Annotated in this window: 14 protein-coding genes and 1 pseudogene; 8 read left to right on the forward strand and 7 right to left on the reverse strand. The window is 67.9% G+C overall.

Translation table 11 applies throughout. The annotated features are described in order from the left end of the window. Window positions 1–11: 11 nt before the first annotated feature. The 5 genes from TMO_RS12720 to TMO_RS12740 form a co-directional block, all read right to left on the reverse strand. Complete coding sequence (locus TMO_RS12720) at window positions 12–758, reverse strand: IclR family transcriptional regulator (protein ID WP_014746040.1); 747 nt, start codon at window positions 756–758, stop codon at window positions 12–14. A 46-nt stretch (window positions 759–804) separates the two neighbouring features. After that, window positions 805–2,100 (reverse strand): TRAP transporter large permease, encoded by a 1,296-nt coding sequence (locus tag TMO_RS12725; protein ID WP_014746041.1) that lies wholly within the window; start codon window positions 2,098–2,100, stop codon window positions 805–807. A 44-nt stretch (window positions 2,101–2,144) separates the two neighbouring features. Further along, on the reverse strand, window positions 2,145–2,693 hold the full coding sequence (locus TMO_RS29485; protein WP_014746042.1) for a TRAP transporter small permease: 549 nt from the start codon (window positions 2,691–2,693) through the stop codon (window positions 2,145–2,147). A gap of 14 nt (window positions 2,694–2,707) precedes the next feature. Continuing rightward, entirely contained in the window at window positions 2,708–3,754 is a 1,047-nt protein-coding gene (gene dctP / locus TMO_RS12735) for a TRAP transporter substrate-binding protein DctP (RefSeq protein WP_014746043.1), read from the reverse strand. Between the two features lie 97 nt (window positions 3,755–3,851). Then, entirely contained in the window at window positions 3,852–4,634 is a 783-nt protein-coding gene (locus tag TMO_RS12740) for an enoyl-CoA hydratase/isomerase family protein (protein WP_014746044.1), read from the reverse strand. 353 nt (window positions 4,635–4,987) lie between these two features. Between TMO_RS12740 and TMO_RS12745 the strand changes: the two genes are divergently transcribed. From TMO_RS12745 to TMO_RS12775, 7 genes and pseudogenes are all read left to right on the forward strand, one after another. Continuing rightward, window positions 4,988–5,812 carry an enoyl-CoA hydratase-related protein gene (locus tag TMO_RS12745; protein ID WP_014746045.1) on the forward strand — a complete coding sequence of 275 codons (825 nt, stop codon included), beginning with the start codon at window positions 4,988–4,990 and terminating at the stop codon, window positions 5,810–5,812. Between the two features lie 13 nt (window positions 5,813–5,825). Beyond that, window positions 5,826–6,970, forward strand: a pseudogene (locus TMO_RS12750) (CaiB/BaiF CoA transferase family protein). Window positions 6,971–7,230: 260 nt separating this feature from the next. Further along, window positions 7,231–8,328 carry an ABC transporter substrate-binding protein gene (locus tag TMO_RS12755; protein ID WP_086015169.1) on the forward strand — a complete coding sequence of 366 codons (1,098 nt, stop codon included), beginning with the start codon at window positions 7,231–7,233 and terminating at the stop codon, window positions 8,326–8,328. Window positions 8,329–8,409: 81 nt separating this feature from the next. Next, a complete protein-coding gene (locus TMO_RS12760) occupies window positions 8,410–9,474 on the forward strand; it encodes an ABC transporter ATP-binding protein (protein WP_014746049.1) in 1,065 nt (354 codons plus the stop codon). Continuing rightward, a complete protein-coding gene (locus tag TMO_RS12765) occupies window positions 9,471–10,424 on the forward strand; it encodes an ABC transporter permease (RefSeq protein WP_014746050.1) in 954 nt (317 codons plus the stop codon). The genes TMO_RS12760 and TMO_RS12765 overlap by 4 nt, the downstream gene beginning before the upstream one ends. Next, window positions 10,414–11,226, forward strand: a complete 813-nt coding sequence (locus TMO_RS12770; RefSeq protein ID WP_014746051.1) for an ABC transporter permease — start codon at window positions 10,414–10,416, stop codon at window positions 11,224–11,226. The genes TMO_RS12765 and TMO_RS12770 overlap by 11 nt, the downstream gene beginning before the upstream one ends. Before the next feature lie 29 nt (window positions 11,227–11,255). Further along, window positions 11,256–12,683: a gamma-aminobutyraldehyde dehydrogenase gene (locus tag TMO_RS12775; protein WP_086015170.1), complete on the forward strand. Its 1,428-nt coding sequence runs from the start codon at window positions 11,256–11,258 to the stop codon at window positions 12,681–12,683. Between the two features lie 42 nt (window positions 12,684–12,725). Here the strand turns inward: TMO_RS12775 and TMO_RS12780 are convergent, their stop codons facing one another. After that, the gene (locus TMO_RS12780) at window positions 12,726–13,322 is read right to left on the reverse strand and encodes a TetR/AcrR family transcriptional regulator (RefSeq protein ID WP_014746053.1); all 597 of its coding nucleotides are present in this window, start codon (window positions 13,320–13,322) and stop codon (window positions 12,726–12,728) included. A 75-nt stretch (window positions 13,323–13,397) separates the two neighbouring features. Between TMO_RS12780 and TMO_RS12785 the strand changes: the two genes are divergently transcribed. Continuing rightward, window positions 13,398–14,246 carry an oxidoreductase gene (locus TMO_RS12785; protein WP_014746054.1) on the forward strand — a complete coding sequence of 283 codons (849 nt, stop codon included), beginning with the start codon at window positions 13,398–13,400 and terminating at the stop codon, window positions 14,244–14,246. A gap of 3 nt (window positions 14,247–14,249) precedes the next feature. Here TMO_RS12785 and TMO_RS12790 read toward each other — a convergent pair whose 3' ends face one another. Beyond that, window positions 14,250–15,407: a glycosyltransferase family 4 protein gene (locus TMO_RS12790; protein WP_014746055.1), complete on the reverse strand. Its 1,158-nt coding sequence runs from the start codon at window positions 15,405–15,407 to the stop codon at window positions 14,250–14,252. Window positions 15,408–15,606: the final 199 nt, after the last annotated feature.

The raw sequence follows: 15,606 nt of genomic DNA on the forward strand, positions 1-15,606 counted from the left end.
GCCATCAGAGATCACCCGGGCAGAAAGCGGGGGATCGCCTCGCGCAGCAGGGCCAGGATCATGTCGTGCTTCTCTTCCAGCCGGTCGACCGGGCCGCCGACGCCGACCGTGAAGCGGCGGCCATAGCTCTGCGGCGGCAGCAGCATGCCGATCACCCCGGCGCCCGGGGTGACAGTGTGGCGGGAATAGACATGGCCCAGCTGCCGGACCTCGGTCACGGGCACCATCAGCTCGTCCAGCGTCATCCGCCGGGCCGGGTCGCTCTCCTCGATGTTCACTCGCCGGAGCAGCTTGTCGATCTCGGCATCGGGCATGGCGCTCAACAGCAGCCAGCCATAGCCGGAGTGGGTCATCGAACGCACGGTGCCGGGCCGCACGCGGTATTGCAGACCCTCGCGCGAGTAGAGCACGTGAACATACTGCATGTAGATGTCCGACTGGGTGCCGAGGCTCACCATCTCGCCGGTCATCTCGTTCAGATACTGCATCAGCCTGAGGATCCGGCCCTCGCCGAACAGCGATGCCTGGATCCAGTCGCCCAGCATGGCGACGCGCATGGTCGGCATATAGGTGCGCGTCGGCCGGTTGAAATCGACATAGCCCAGCTGCAGCAGGCTCTTGAGCAGGGCGGCGGTGCTGGACACCGGATAGCCGAAATGGGCCGAGACCTCGCGCAGCGTCAGCGGCCGCTTCACCTCGTCGAAATATTCCAGCACCTCGAAGACCCGCCGGGCGGTCTTGATCGCGGCCGTCGACATGATCCGTCGTCTCCTTCCCTGGTCGTCCTGTCCCGGATGTCTGCCGTCACGGACCGTACCACCAGCCGGGCAGGCCGAGCGAGAGCGCCGGGAACAGCAGCAGAAGCAGCAGGACGATCATGTCACCGATCAGCAGCCGCCACACGCCCGAGAAGGTCTTCTCCAGTGGCGCATCGGCCGAGGCCGAGACCACGAAACTGTTCAGCCCGAGCGGTGGTGTGACCAGGCCGATCTCGGAAGTCTTGGTCAGCACGATGCCCCACCAGATCGGGTCGTAGCCAAGCCCGACCACCAGCGGGAAGGTCAGCGGCAGGGTCAGCAGCATCACCGCCAGCTGGTCCAGGAAACAGCCGAGAATCAGATAGATCACGATCAGGATCGCGATGATCGCCCAGCCGGGAATGTTCAGCGCCACGATCGTCTCCAGCAGATCCTGGGGCAGCCGGGTGATGGCGAGATATTTCCCGAAGATCATCGCGCCGATGATGATGGTGAAGATCAATGCGGTGCTGCGGATCGAAGCACGGAAGGCGGCCAGCATGCCCTCCCCGCGCAGCCCCCCGAAGACGACGCTGATCACCAGCGCCGCCAGCGCACCGATCGCCGCCGCCTCGGTCGGCGTGGCTGCCCCTGAATAGATCGAGCCCGCGACGAACACCACCAGCAGCATCGCCGGGCCGATCGCGGTCAGGCTGCGCAGCCGCTCCGGCCAGGCGGTCCTCACCACCTGGGGCGCGATGGTGGGGTCCCGGCGCACCCAGATCATGATCGAGATCACGAAGCCGGTGGCGGAGAGCAGGCCGGGCACGATACCGGCCACGAACAGTCGGCCGATCGAGCTTTCGGTCAGGATGCCGTAGATGATCAGCCCCAGGCTGGGCGGGATCATGATCGCAAGCGTGCCGGCGATCGCGACCGTGCCGAGCGACAGCCGGTCGTCATAGCCGAAGCGCCGCATCTCGGGGATCGAGATCCGCGCCATCGCCGCCGCGGCGGCCGTGCTGGAGCCGCTGAGTGCGGCGAAACCGGCATTGGCCCCCACCGCCGCCAGCGCCAACCCGCCACGCAGATGGCCGACGAAGGCATAGGCGCAGCGGAACATCGCCTGCACCACCGTGCCACGGGCCAGCAGTTCCGCCATCAGGATGAACAGCGGAATGGTGGTCAGCAGAAACGACGAGGCATGGCGGTAGGGCTCGGCCCGGAGGATGCCGAGCAGGGGCATCCAGCCGGCATTGATCCAGATGCCGGCGGCGCCGGCGACGATCAGCGAGAAGCCGATCGGCATGCCCAGAACCAGGGTCACCAGGAACAGGACGATCGGAAAGGCGGTGTCGAACATGGGGGCGATATCCCGTGCGGCAGGGGCTTCCGGAGCCCCGGCCCTCAATGGATGGCACTGTCCGTCTCTTCGAAGGTCTCCGCGTCGGGAACCTCGCCCGAGATCAGGCATCGCAAAAGCTGCAGCGCCATGCGCAGCCAGAGCAGGATCACCCCGGCCGCCACCAGCACCCAGGACGGCCAGACCGGCATCGGCACCTGGCTGAACGGGAAGGGCGTCGCGATCACCCGGTCGCGGATGATGTTCGTCGAGACCTGTTCCACCGCCATCCAGCCAATGCCGGTGACGGCCGCGAGCGTCGCCGCCAGGAACACGGCCTCCAGCAGCCGGCGGACCGGACGCGGGAAGTTGCGCGAGACGAAACTCACAGCGACATGGCCGCGCCTGGCCTGCAACTGGGCGATGCCGAGGAAGACCACGCCAACCATCAGATAGAACTCGACGAATTCATGCGTGCCGAAGACCGGGGCCGCGAACAGATAGCGGCCGCCGGCATCCATGGTGATGATCAGCATCATGATCGCGAGCAGCGCGATGGCGACGTATTCGAACAGGGTCTCCAGCCGGCCGATCAGATGGTCGAGCGTGTCCAAACCCCCGCCCTCCCTCAGGCCCGGGCGTGCTTCTTGAGCGCCGCGACCCAGGCATCGACCACGCGCTCGGCCGGCAGGTTGCGGGTCTCGTACAGCTCCGCCCATTTCTGCCGGATCGGCGTCAGCCGCCGGGTGGTCTCGTCGATCACCTCGGGCGCCAGATCGTAGACCTCGATCCCCTGTTTGCGGAATTCCGTCCGCCAGGTATCGGACTGGCGCGAGATGGTGTCGCCCTCGAACCTGATCAACTCGCGGCCGACCTTGTCGAACACGGCCTGGATATCGGGCGGCAGATCGTCCCAAAGGTCGCGGTTCATCGCATAATAGCTGTTGAACACGCCCAGATTGAGGTTGTCGGTGCTGTAACGCACCAGATCGTTCAGCTTGTAGGAATGGATGCTCGGAATGTGGAAGACGGTGCCGTCCAGCGTGCCGTTCTGCATGGCGTTGTAGATCTCAGGCGGGGTGACGGTGACCGGGATACCGCCAAGCGCCGTGATCGCCTGCTGCTGGACATTGCCGCCGACCCGGATCTTCTGACCCGCGAGGTCGTCCAGGGTCACGATTTTGCGGCTGACCATGTGCAGGTTGTAGGCCTCGGTCGACGAGGCCCTGAGCGCCCGGATGCCGGCATCCCTGAACTCCACCTCGTCCAGAATGCCCAGGCCGATCTCGTAATAGGCGGCTTCAAGCGCGTAGATATCGGCCTTGATCTCAGGGATCGGCAGGCTGCCGACCGTCGCCATCGGCAGCTTCTCGGAAAAATACTGCGCGGGAATATAGGCGACGTCGGCGATGCGGGTCTGCACCGCATCCAGCAGGTCCCGGGCGCTGGCGAGCTGTTCGGCGGGGTAGTGCTCGAACCTGATCCGCCCCTCGGTCCCCTCCTCGATCTGCTTGATCCAGTGTTTGATGATCGGCATCGAGTAATGGGTGGTCGGCAGCGAATCCGCCAGTTTCAGGGTGATCGGCTTCGCCGCACGAGCGATCCAGGGCATGCCGAAACTGCCCGCGGCCGCGCCGGCGGCGGCGAGCTTCACAAAACTGCGGCGATTGATCATCCGTTGTCCTCCCTTGTCTGATGCAGGGCGCAAGGATCCTGCCGCCGCGATCTTGAGCGTCGCGTGGAGCCGGCAGATCCGGGTGAGGTGTCTTTGGTCAGCGGGCGACGAAGCGGCCCGGGCGACGTTCGGCGACGGCGCGGATGCCTTCGCGGTGGTCTTCTGTCCGGGCGAGCCATTTCTGCTCGACGAATTCGTGATCGGTCTGGGCCTGCACCGCATCGGCCAATCCCCGGCGCAGGGTGGCGCGGGTCGACTGAACCGCAAGCGGTGCGCCCTCGGCGATCTCCTGCGCCAGGGCCATCGCCTCGGCACGCAGCCGGTCGGCCGGGACCAGCAGATCAACGAGGCCGACGGCCGCGGCCTCCTCGCCGGTCAGGCGCCGCCCGGTCATGAACATCCACTGCGCCTTCTGGACACCGATCACCCGCGGCAGGGTATGGGTCAGCCCGAAGCCCGGATGAATGCCCAGCTTGACGAAATTGGCCCCGAAGCGCGCTTCGGGTGCGGCCACCCGGAAATCCGCCACCAGCGACAAGCCCAACCCGCCACCGATCGCCGGCCCCTGCACCGCGGCAACGATCGGCTTGCGGTTGTGGAACAGGCGCACCGCCTCGGAATAGAGGGGGTTGCGGTCTTCAACCGCCCCGGCCAGTTCGGCCGGGCGGCGCTGGAAATCAGCGCCGGCGCAGAAGGCCTTGCCCTCCGAGGCGAGCAGGATAGCCCGACAGTCGCTGTCCTCGTCCAGCGCCTCGACCAGGCTCGACAGATCACGGATGAGGTCGAGGTCGAAGAAATTGTTCGGTGGACGCCGGATCTCGAGGACCGTGACATGGCCGTCGGTCGAGACGTGGACGTCTCCCTTCTGCGTGATCGACATGGTTCGGACTGCCCGTTTTTTTGCCGGCGGATCTTCGATGTCTCCGGCAGGTGGCCGGCAGATCCGCCTCATTCTTCGGCGACTGCAGAGCATCACGCTCCGGCGTTCCTCCCGCCTTGCAGCGTCCAAAGTATAGGCAGAAGGGCCGCGACCCGGCGACCGTTTCGCAGATGTGTTTTGTTTTTCCATATATATGTCTGCATGTCCACATATGTGGACGACGGCGCGGCCTGCGCTGCATCTGGATTCACATATGTGTATCTGATCTCCACAAACCTGAACCGTCTTCCGCGTCCTGTCGGCCGCTGTTATCCAGAAAAGGCCAAAACACGCGACAGGACGGGGAGAACGGCATGGCCGACGCAGCGGAGACGGGCACCAACGCCGAGGTGCTCTATATGGTGACCGGGCGGGTTGCGACGCTCACCCTCAACCGCCCCGACAAGATGAATGCCTGGACACCGCGCATGGAGGCGGAATTCCGCGCGGCCATGGACCGTGCCGTCGCCGACGACGCGGTGCGGGCGATCATGGTTACCGGCGCCGGCCGCGGCTTCTGTGCCGGGGCCGATATGGGGCGGCTGACGCCTGCGGCACCGGGGGAGAGCAAGGCGGCACCGGCCGCCGCCCGTGACTACACGCCCGACAATTTCGGCCAGCGCTATTCCTGGCTGCTCGATGTGCCCAAGCCGATCGTGGCCGCGATCAACGGTGCTGCGGCCGGGGTCGGGCTCTGCATCACGCTCTATTGCGACCTGCGTTACATGGTCGAGGACGCCAAGCTCACCACCGCCTTCGCCCGCCGCGGGCTGATCGCGGAACACGGCTCGGCCTGGATCCTGCCCCGGCTGATCGGGCCGATGGCCGCCGCCGACCTGCTGCTGTCGGGCCGCGTGCTGACCGGACGCGAGGCGGCGGCGCTGGGCCTGGTCAGGGCGCTGCCGGCCGAAGGTTTCATCGAGGCCGTACATGCCGTCGCGGCCGACCTTGCCGAGTTCTCCTCGCCACGCTCGATGCGGATCATCAAGCAGCAGCTCTATGCCGGGCTGTTCCAGGACCTCGCCACCGCCACCCATCTTGCCGATTCAGAACAGGTGAAGTGCTTCGCGACCGAGGATTTCCGCGAGGGCGTCGCCCATTTCGTCGAACGCCGCGCCCCGGCCTTCACCGGTCGCTGAAGGAGCCCTGCCCATGCTGCCCCCGGCATCAATCCTGCCCCTCGACGGGATCCGCGTGATCGAGATCGCCCAGAATCTGGCCGGCCCCCATGCCGGCGAAATCCTGGCCACCCTCGGCGCCGATGTGATCAAGGTGGAACGTCCCGAAGGCGGCGACGATGCCCGTGGCTGGGGCCCCCCTTCGCCGGCGACACTGCCGTCACCTTCCATGCCATGAACCGCAACAAGCGCGGCATCACGCTGGATCTCAAGGATCCGGCAGGTATGGCCGAACTGCGCCGGCTGCTGGCCGATGCCGATATCCTGGTCCAGAACATGCGACCGGGCATGATGGAACAGATGGGGCTGGATGCGGACAGCCTGGCCGCCATCAACCCGAAGCTCATCTACTGCTCGCTCTGGGCCTTCGGCGCCCGCGGGCCGATGCGGCTGACGCCCGGCTACGAACCGATCGTCCAGGCCTTCGCCGGCATTTTCAGCATCAACGGCACACCCGACGGGCCGCCGTCGCGGGTCGGCATGCAGGTACTCGATCTGGGCACGGGGGTCTGGGCGGCACTGGGCTGCATGGCCGCCCTGCTTCAGCGCGGGCAGACAGGGCGGGGCACCACGGTCGATGTCTCGTTGCTTGAAACGGCGATGGGCTGGCTGTCGATCTATTTCGCCGCCTTCAAGGTGACCGGCCGGCAACCCCAGCGCCATGCCAGCGGCAATCCCAATGTCGTTGTCTTCCAGTCGCTGCCCACCGCCGACGGCGAAATCGTGGTCGCCGCCGCCAACGACCGGCTGTTCGCAAAGCTCGCCCGCGCGGTGGGCCGCCCCGACTGGGCCACGGATCCGCGCTATGCCAGCAACGGTCTCAGGGTCGCCAACAAGGCGGTGCTACTGCCCGAGCTGGAGGCGATCATGCGCACCCGCAGCAAGGCAGACTGGGCCGAACGGCTGGAGGCCGCCGGCATCCCCTGCGCCCCGATCAACAGCCTCGCCGACATCGCGGCCGATGCCCAGCTCGCCGCCCTCGACATCGTGGAGACCATCCCCGAGGCCGGGCTGGAGGTGGTGGGCCTGCCGCTCTCGCTCGGCGGTGAACGGCCGGGCATTCATCGCCGCGCCCCGCAACTCGGCGAGCACAACGCCGACATCCTCGGCCACGACTGACCCGTCCGACGACATGCCATCCAGGGCATCGGTTTTTCCGATGGAAACCCAACGATGCTTTGGTGTGGCGCGGTGGAGCCACACGCGCGCAGACTTGTTCCCGGACATCGGACCGCGGGGAGACGGCGGCAGGGCAGTGGCCCGGCGCCGTGCGGCCGGCTTGCACCGTCAGGGAGAGTTCCATGCGCATCAAGAGGTTGGTCGCGGGGGCCGTGGGCACCGCTTTGGCCGCGGGTCAGATCGCAGGCGCCGACGCCGCCATGTCGGCCGAGATGATGAAGGCCCTGGGCCCGGGGGAAGGCCGCGTCGATATCGTCGCCTGGCCGGGCTATATCGAACGCGGCGACACCGACAAGAATTATGACTGGGTGACCGGGTTCGAAGAGAAGACCGGCTGCAAGGTCAATGTGAAGACCGCCGGCACTTCAGACGAGATGGTGGCGCTGATGAACGAGGGCGGTTTCGACCTCGTCACCGCCTCGGGCGATGCCAGCCTGCGGCTGATCGCGGGCAAGAAGGTCCAGCCGATCAACACCGACCTGATCCCGAGCTGGGGCACCGTCGACGACCGGTTGAAGAGCGCCGCCTGGCACACGGTCGGCGGGGTGCATTACGGCACGCCCTATCAATGGGGCTCCAACGTCCTGATGTATTCGACCGAGGTGTTCAAAGAGGCACCCACCTCGTGGAAGGTGGTCTTCGAAGAGACCACCCTGCCCGACGGCAAGTCGAACAAGGGCCGCATCCAGGCCTTCGACGGCCCGATCTACATTGCCGACGCAGCCCTCTACCTCAAGGCCCACAAGCCGGAGCTGGGGATCAAGGATCCTTACGAACTGACCGAGGCCCAGTACAAGGCGGCGCTCGACCTGCTGCGCGGCCAGCGCCAGATCGTGCACCGCTACTGGCACGACGCCATGGTCCAGATCGACGATTTCACCAATGAGGGCGTCGTCGCCTCGTCCTCCTGGCCGTTCCAGGTCAACCTGCTCAAGGCCGAGAACAAGCCGATCGCCTCGACCATCCCTGAAGAAGGCGCCACCGGCTGGGCCGACACCACCATGATGCATGCCGAAGCGGCGCATCCGAACTGCGCCTATATGTGGATGGAGCATTCGCTCTCGCCCAAGGTGCAGGGCGATCTCGCCGCCTGGTTCGGCTCGGTGCCCGCGGTGCCTGCCGCCTGCACGGGCAATGCGCTGCTGGGCGACGAGGGCTGCGCCACCAACGGCATGGGCAATTTCGACCGGATCAGCTTCTGGCGCACCCCGGTTTCGAAATGCGAAAGCCAGGCCGAAGGCTGCGTGCCCTATTACCGCTGGGTCTCGGATTATATCGCGGTGCTGGGCGGCCGCTGATCGCGGCCCTCGCGAAGGCACGGTCATATCGCCGTGCCTTCACCGCCATCCCCCGCGCCCTTCCGAACAGCTGAATGGCACATGTTCACGATGCCCTCTTCTCCCGACAGCTCGGCCGCCGGGGCCGGTCCGGCCGTCACGGCCGTTCGCTTCGCCAGGGTCTCGCGCCATTTCGGGCCGGTGCGGGCGGTGGATGCGGTCGATCTCGAGGTCGGCGCGGGCGAATTCTTCGCCATGCTCGGCCCCTCGGGATCGGGCAAGACCACCTGTCTCAGGCTGATCGCCGGGTTCGAGCAGCCGACCTCCGGCCATATCGAGATTTTCGGCGAGACGGCCGAGGGCGTGCCGCCCTATGCCCGGGCGGTGAACACCGTCTTCCAGGATTACGCCCTCTTCCCGCATCTCTCGGTGCTCGACAATGTCGCCTACGGGCTGAAGATGCGCGGTATCGACCGCCGCCGCCGCCGCGACAGCGCCGCCCGGGCCCTGGCTCTGGTCCGTCTCGACGGCTTCGGCGACCGCCGGCCGGCCCAGCTGTCGGGCGGTCAGCGTCAGCGCGTGGCTCTGGCCCGGGCGCTGGTGCTGGAGCCGAAGGTGCTGCTGCTCGACGAGCCTTTGGGCGCCCTCGACCTCAAGCTGCGCGAAGAGATGCAGGTGGAGCTGAAAGCCCTGCAGCGCCGGCTGGGTCTCACCTTCGTCTTCGTGACCCATGATCAGGGCGAGGCGCTGTCGATGGCCGACCGGGTCGCCGTCTTCGACCAGGGCCGCATCGTTCAGGTCGACACGCCCGAGGCGATTTACGAACGCCCGCGCACCCGCTTCGTCGCGGGCTTCGTGGGGGCCGCCAATGTGCTGGAGCCGGCAACCGCCGGGGCCGCCGGCGGCCCCGCCCGGCTCGCCTCGCTCCGCCCGGAAAAGATCGAGGTCCTGGCCGGCGCCGCCCCCGTGCCCCCGGGCCGGATGGCGCTGCCGGGCGTCCTCACCGACATCCTCTATCAGGGGCCCGTGCGCCGGTTGAGCGTGCGCACCGATGCGGGCCCCGTACTCGCCGCCGCCGTGCCCGCCGGCCGGGCGGTTCCCGCAACCGGCAGCCGGGTCACCCTCGCCTTCGATCCCGCGGCGCTGGCGCCGATGGAGGAGGCATGAGCACCGCCGCCGCGGCCGCCCCGCCGCCCGCCATGGCAGGCGGTCCCGTCCGCCGGCTTTCGGACCTGCTGCTGCGTCGCAGGCGCCTGCTGCTGCTCTCTCTGCTGGTGCCGCCGCTGCTCTGGCTGGGCGTGGTCTATCTGGGCGCGCTCTTCACCCTGCTCGCCCATTCGCTGTTCTCGATCGACGAATTCGCCGGCACGCTGATCTACGAGCCGACGCTCAAGACCTTCGGCGAGCTGATGCGCCCGGCCAATCTCGACATCGTGCTGCGCACCATCACGATCGCTGCCGTGGTGACGGTGCTTGCAGCGGTGATCGGCTTCCCCGTCGCCTGGTATGCCGCCCGCTATGCCCGCGGCCGGATGAAGGCCGCCTTCTATCTGGCGGTGATGATGCCGCTCTGGTCCAGCTATCTGGTCAAGCTCTACGCCTGGAAGCTGCTGCTGGCCAAGGAAGGCGCGATCGGCTGGTTCGCGGACCGGCTGGGGCTCGCGGGCCTGCTCGATGCCTGGCTGTCGCTGCCGCTGGTCGGCGGCCCGTCGCTTTCGGTCAGCTATACCGGCATGGTGGTGGTGTTCCTCTATCTCTGGCTGCCCTTCATGATCCTGCCGATCCAGGCCGCACTGGAACGGGTGCCGGCCAGCATGATCGAGGCCTCGTCGGATCTGGGGGGCACGCCCGGCCAGACCTTCCGCAACGTCGTGCTGCCGCTGGCCATGCCGGGGGTGGTGGCGGGCGGCATTTTCACCTTCTCGCTCACCCTCGGCGACTACATCGTGCCGCAGGTGATCGGCACCTCGGCGCTGGTGCTGGGCCAGGCGGTCTACATGCAGCAGGGTGTCGCCGGCAACCTGCCGCTCGCCGCCGCCTTCGCGGTGGTGCCGATCCTGGTCATGGCCCTGTTCCTGACCGCCGCCAAGCGCATGGGGGCCTTCGATGCGGTCTGACCTCTCCCGCCCCTCGCGCGGGCTGAAGCTCGCGGCCGGCTTCGGTATCCTGTTCATGCATCTGCCGCTGGCCTTCATCGTCCTCTATGCCTTCACGACCGAAGAGAAATCCTATGCCTTCCCGCCGCCGGGGCTGACGCTCAAGTGGTTCGCGGTGGTCTGGCAGCGTCAGGACATCTGGGATGCGGTCGGCCTGTCGCTGAAGGCGGCCGCCATGGCCACCGCGCTGGCCCTGGTGCTGGGCACGCTGGCCGCAGGCGCCCTTGCCCGCTTCGCCTTCTTCGGGCGCGAGCCGGTGACCCTGCTGCTGATCCTGCCGATCGCGCTGCCCGGCATCGTCACCGGCATGGCGATGCGCACCGCCTTCGGCGTGGCCGACATCCCCTTCTCGTTCTGGACCATCGTGCTCGGCCACGCGACCTTCTGCATCGTGGTCGTCTACAACAATGCCGTGGCCCGGCTGCGCCGGCTCAACCCGTCGCTGATCGAGGCCTCGATGGATCTCGGCGGCAACGCCTTCCAGACCTTCTTTCACGTGATCCTGCCCAACACCGCGACGGCGCTGCTCGCGGGCGGCATGCTCGCCTTCGCGCTGTCCTTCGACGAGGTCATCGTCACCACCTTCACCGCCGGTCAGCAGTCCACCCTGCCGATCTGGATGCTGTCGGAACTGGTGCGCCCGCGGCAGCGGCCGGTGACCAATGTCGTCGCGGTGCTGGTCATCATCGTCACCTTCCTGCCGATCCTCGCCGCCTATTACCTCACCCGCGGCGGCGAAGCGGTCGAAGGCTCCGGAAAATAGGAGACCGTCCGATGGATGCGAACACGCCCCTGGACACGCGCATGCTGATCGGCGCCGATTTCGTCGCGGGCACCGACACGCCCGAGACGATCCTGAACCCCAAGACCGAAGAGGTTCTGCTCGACCTGCCCGAGGCCTCCCCCGATCAGGTGGATGCAGCGGTGGCGGCGGCCGGCCGGGCCTTCACCGCCTGGTCGCGCACCACGCCGGCCGAACGTGCCGCCCTGCTGCTGAAACTCGCCCAGCGCATCGAGGACGAGGCCGAAGGCTTCGCGGCGCTGGAAGCCCTGAATTGCGGCAAGCCGCGCCATGCGGTGCTCGCCGATGAGATCCCGGCGATCGTCGACTGTTTCCGCTTCTTCGCCGGCGCCGCGCGCTGTATGCACGGCGCGGTGGCGGGCGAATATCTTGCCGGCCATACCTCGATGATCCGCCGAGATCCGGTGGGTGTGGTCGCCTCGATCGCGCCCTGGAACTACCCGCTGATGATGGCGGCCTGGAAGCTCGCCCCGGCGCTCGCCGGCGGCAACACCGTGGTGATCAAGCCCTCGGAACAGACCCCGCTCACCATGCTGAAACTGGCGGGTCTGATCGCCGAAATCTTCCCCGAAGGCGTGGTCAATGTGGTCGTCGGGCGCGGCGAAAGCGTCGGCCAGCGGCTGATCGATCATCCGGGCGTGTCGATGGTCTCGCTTACCGGCGACATCGCCACCGGCAAGAAGGTGCTGACCGCGGCGGCGCGCTCGGTGAAGCGCACCCATCTGGAACTGGGCGGCAAGGCGCCGGTGATCGTGTTCGACGATGCCGATCTGGAAGCGGTGGTCGAAGGCGTGAAGATCTTCGGCTACTACAATGCCGGCCAGGACTGCACCGCCGCCTGCCGGATCTATGCCGGGCCGAAGATCTACGACCGGCTGGTCGCCGATCTGTCCTCGGCCGTACAGGGGCTTCGGTTCGCACAGGCCGACGACAGCCAGAACGATATCGGCCCGCTGATCTCCGCCCGTCAGCGCGCCCGCGTCGCCTCTTTCGTGGAGCGGGCGAGCGAGCTGGATCATGTGGAGATCACCACCGGCGGCCGCCAGGCGCCGGGCCGCGGCTTCTTCTACGAACCGACGGTGGTCGCCGGCGCCCGCCAGTCCGACGAGATCGTCCGCCGCGAGGTCTTCGGGCCGGTGGTCTCGGTCACCCGGTTCTCGGATGTCGACGAGGCGGTGGCCTGGGCCAATGACAGCGATTACGGCCTCGCCTCTTCGGTCTGGTCCAGCGACGTGAAGAAGGCGCTGGCGACGGCCTCGCGCCTGCAATACGGCTGCACCTGGGTCAACTGCCACTTCATGCTGACCAACGAAATGCCCCATGGCGGCATCAAGCAGTCCGGCTATGGCAAGGATATGAGCATGTACGCGCTGGAGGACTACACCGTCGTCCGCCATGTGATGGTCAAGACCGTCTGACCGCTCCCCCGGAGCCCCGGACCGAGGCCCGCAAGCGCGGTGTCAGTCCGGGGCTCCGGCCAGGATCGCCATCAGCGCATCGCGCCGCTCCGGCACGACGAAGCCCAGCAGCACCGCGGCCGCCGCCTTTCGGGCCTGGACCGGCAGATCGGCATCGGTCAGCTCCCCCGCCGTCCAGAAGGACAGCACGCCACGAAAGCCGAAGGCCAGCTGGTCGGGCAGGACCGTCGCGGCATATGCCGGCGCCGCAAGCCCGGCGCCGGCGCCGATTGCCGCCGCCCAGAGCGCACGGGATGCGGCCAGAACCGTGCCTGGTTCTGCCGCCGGCGCCCCGATCGCGCCCATCACGGCACGGTTCACCGCCGGCTGTTCGAGCATCACCCCAGCCGCAACCCCGACCGCCGCCAGCACGCGCCCCGGCGCATCCGCCGGCGGCGGGGCGGCCGCGAAGCGCCGGTGCATTTCCGCGATCAGCGCCGCCGACATCGCCTGCATGATCGCAAGCTTGCTGCCGAACTGGTTGAAAGGCGTCGCGAAGCTGACACCGGCTTCCGCCGCCAGTTCGCGCATGGAGAAATCCGGCCGTCCCGTCCCCAGCAGACGTTCTGCCGCAATCAGGATCCGCTCGCGCGTGCTCATGACGCCCTCGGGCTTGCAGAGCCGTATTTCAGATTTATATCATGATATAGTTTTTGATCGACTGGCGGAGCCGACATGATGAACGACCTCTCGAAAACCTTCCTGATCACCGGTGTCAGTTCGGGCCTTGGCCGCGCCTTCGCGGCCGGTGCGCTCGCCGCCGGCCACCGGGTGATCGGCACCGTGCGCCGGGCGGAAGATGCCGGGCGTTTCGCCGCCCTGGCACCGGATCGCGCCTGTCCGCTGGTGCTCGACGTCACGGATTACGACGCCATACCGGAGGCGGTTGCAAGGGCCGAGGCTGCGGCCGGCCCGATCGACGTGCTGGTCAACAATGCCGGTTATGGTCATGAAGGCGTGCTGGAAGAATCGAGCCTCGACGATCTCCGGCGCCAGTTCGCTGCGAACGTCTTCGGCCCTGTGGCGATGATCAAGGCGGTGCTGCCGGGCATGCGTGCGCGGCGCCGCGGCCATATCGTCAACGTCACCTCGATGGGCGGGTTCATCACCATGCCCGGGATCAGCTTCTATTGCGGCAGCAAATTCGCGCTCGAAGGCATATCCGAAGCCCTGGGCAAGGAAGTGGCACCGTTCGGGATCCGGGTCACGGCGTTGGCCCCGGGGCAGTTCCGGACCGACTGGGCCGGCCGTTCCATGGACCGCACGCCGCGCAGCATCGCCGACTATGACGGGGTGATGGATCCGATCCGCGCCGCCCGCCAGGCCAAGAGCGGCCATCAGCCGGGCGATCCGGACAAGGCGGCACAGGCGCTCCTTGCCCTGGTCGCGGCGGACGCACCACCCGTGCGGCTGTTTCTGGGCGCGGATGCGCTGGGCCTGGTGACGCAGAAGCTGGAGGCGATGCGGGATGAGATCGCGACCTGGGAGCCCCTGTCCCGATCGACCGGCTTTGCCGCCGGGTGACGCTCAGCCCTGGGCCAGGGCCCGGGCATAGACGCCGAGCGTGCGCTCGACCATCGCCTCGACCGAATATTCCCGGGCAAGCCCGCCCGCCGCCTCGGCCATGCGGCGGCGGGCGGGTTCGTCGGCGAGCAGCCCGGCCACCGCCGCCGCCATCGCCTGAACGTCGCCCGCGGGGGTCACGATGCCGGCCTGGCCCGTGCCATGGACCTCGCGGGCACCGCCTGCATCCATGACCACCGTCGGCAGCCGGCGGTGCAAAGCCTCGATCAGGGTGTAGGGCAGGCCCTGCCAGCGGCTGGGCACGACCAGCAGGTCGAAGGCGGCCATGGCCCGGGCGCCGTTCTGCACCCCCAGCCAGGCCATCCGGTCGATGCCGCGCCGCTTCGCCTCGGCGCGGATCCGGCCGGCATCGCGGCCGTCGCCGACCACCGCCCAGACGGGATCCAGCCCCATCTGCCGCACCGCCTCGGCCAGTGCCGGCAGCCGGTCGGCGCCCTTTTCGGCGACCAGCCGACCGACGAAGCCCACCACCAGCGCCTCCTGGGGCAGGCCCAGTTCGGTGCGGGCCTGGGCGCGGGTCACCGGTTCGGGCGGTGCGATGCCGTTCGCCACCCGCTCCAGCCGGCGGCGATCGATCTTCAGATATTCCCGGGCATGGACACGCTCGTCCTCGGAGACGGCGATGATCCGGGTCGCGCGCGCGGCAAGCAGCCGTTCCCGCAGCCCGGCGGTGATCCGCCCGATCATGCCCCGATCGGGGTCGAGCGTCGCCAGGCCGTGGGGGGTGTAGACCCTTGCCCGGATCCGCTGCCGCCGGGCCGCCAACAGGCCCAGCAGCCCGGCCTTGGACCCGTGAAGATGCAGCACGTCCAGCGGCCCCGAGGCCGCGATGATCGCACGGAGCGCCGCCAGATCCCGGCGGTCGCCCGGATGCAGATCGGGGCGCATCGACAGCTCCACCGTCTCCACCCGCCCGCCCAGCTGGCGCAGCCCGGCCAGGAAGGGGCCGTCGGCACGTTCGGCCGACCAGACCAGGGTGACCTGATGGCCGCGCGCCGCCATGCCCTCGGCCAGGTCGATGACATTGCGCCCGGCGCCCCCCAGGGTCGCCTCAATCACCTGCAGGATGCGCAAGGGGCGGTCGAAACGGACACCGGTCATGGAGGGGAGCTTTCTGGTACGGCGCGATGTGGCTGTGGATGAATGGCGGCGGGGATCTTCGGTCGCCGCCCGGTCTCCGTCAATCCCGGGCGCCGTCAATCCCGGGCGCCGTCAATCCCGGGGGGCGCAGCATGGGCGCGCTGCAGGCTGGCAGCGCCGCCCGTGCCGGGCTATCGTCGGCCCACCCATTCTGCCTGTC

This window comes from Tistrella mobilis KA081020-065 (assembly GCF_000264455.2).
Lineage (GTDB): Bacteria > Pseudomonadota > Alphaproteobacteria > Tistrellales > Tistrellaceae > Tistrella > Tistrella mobilis.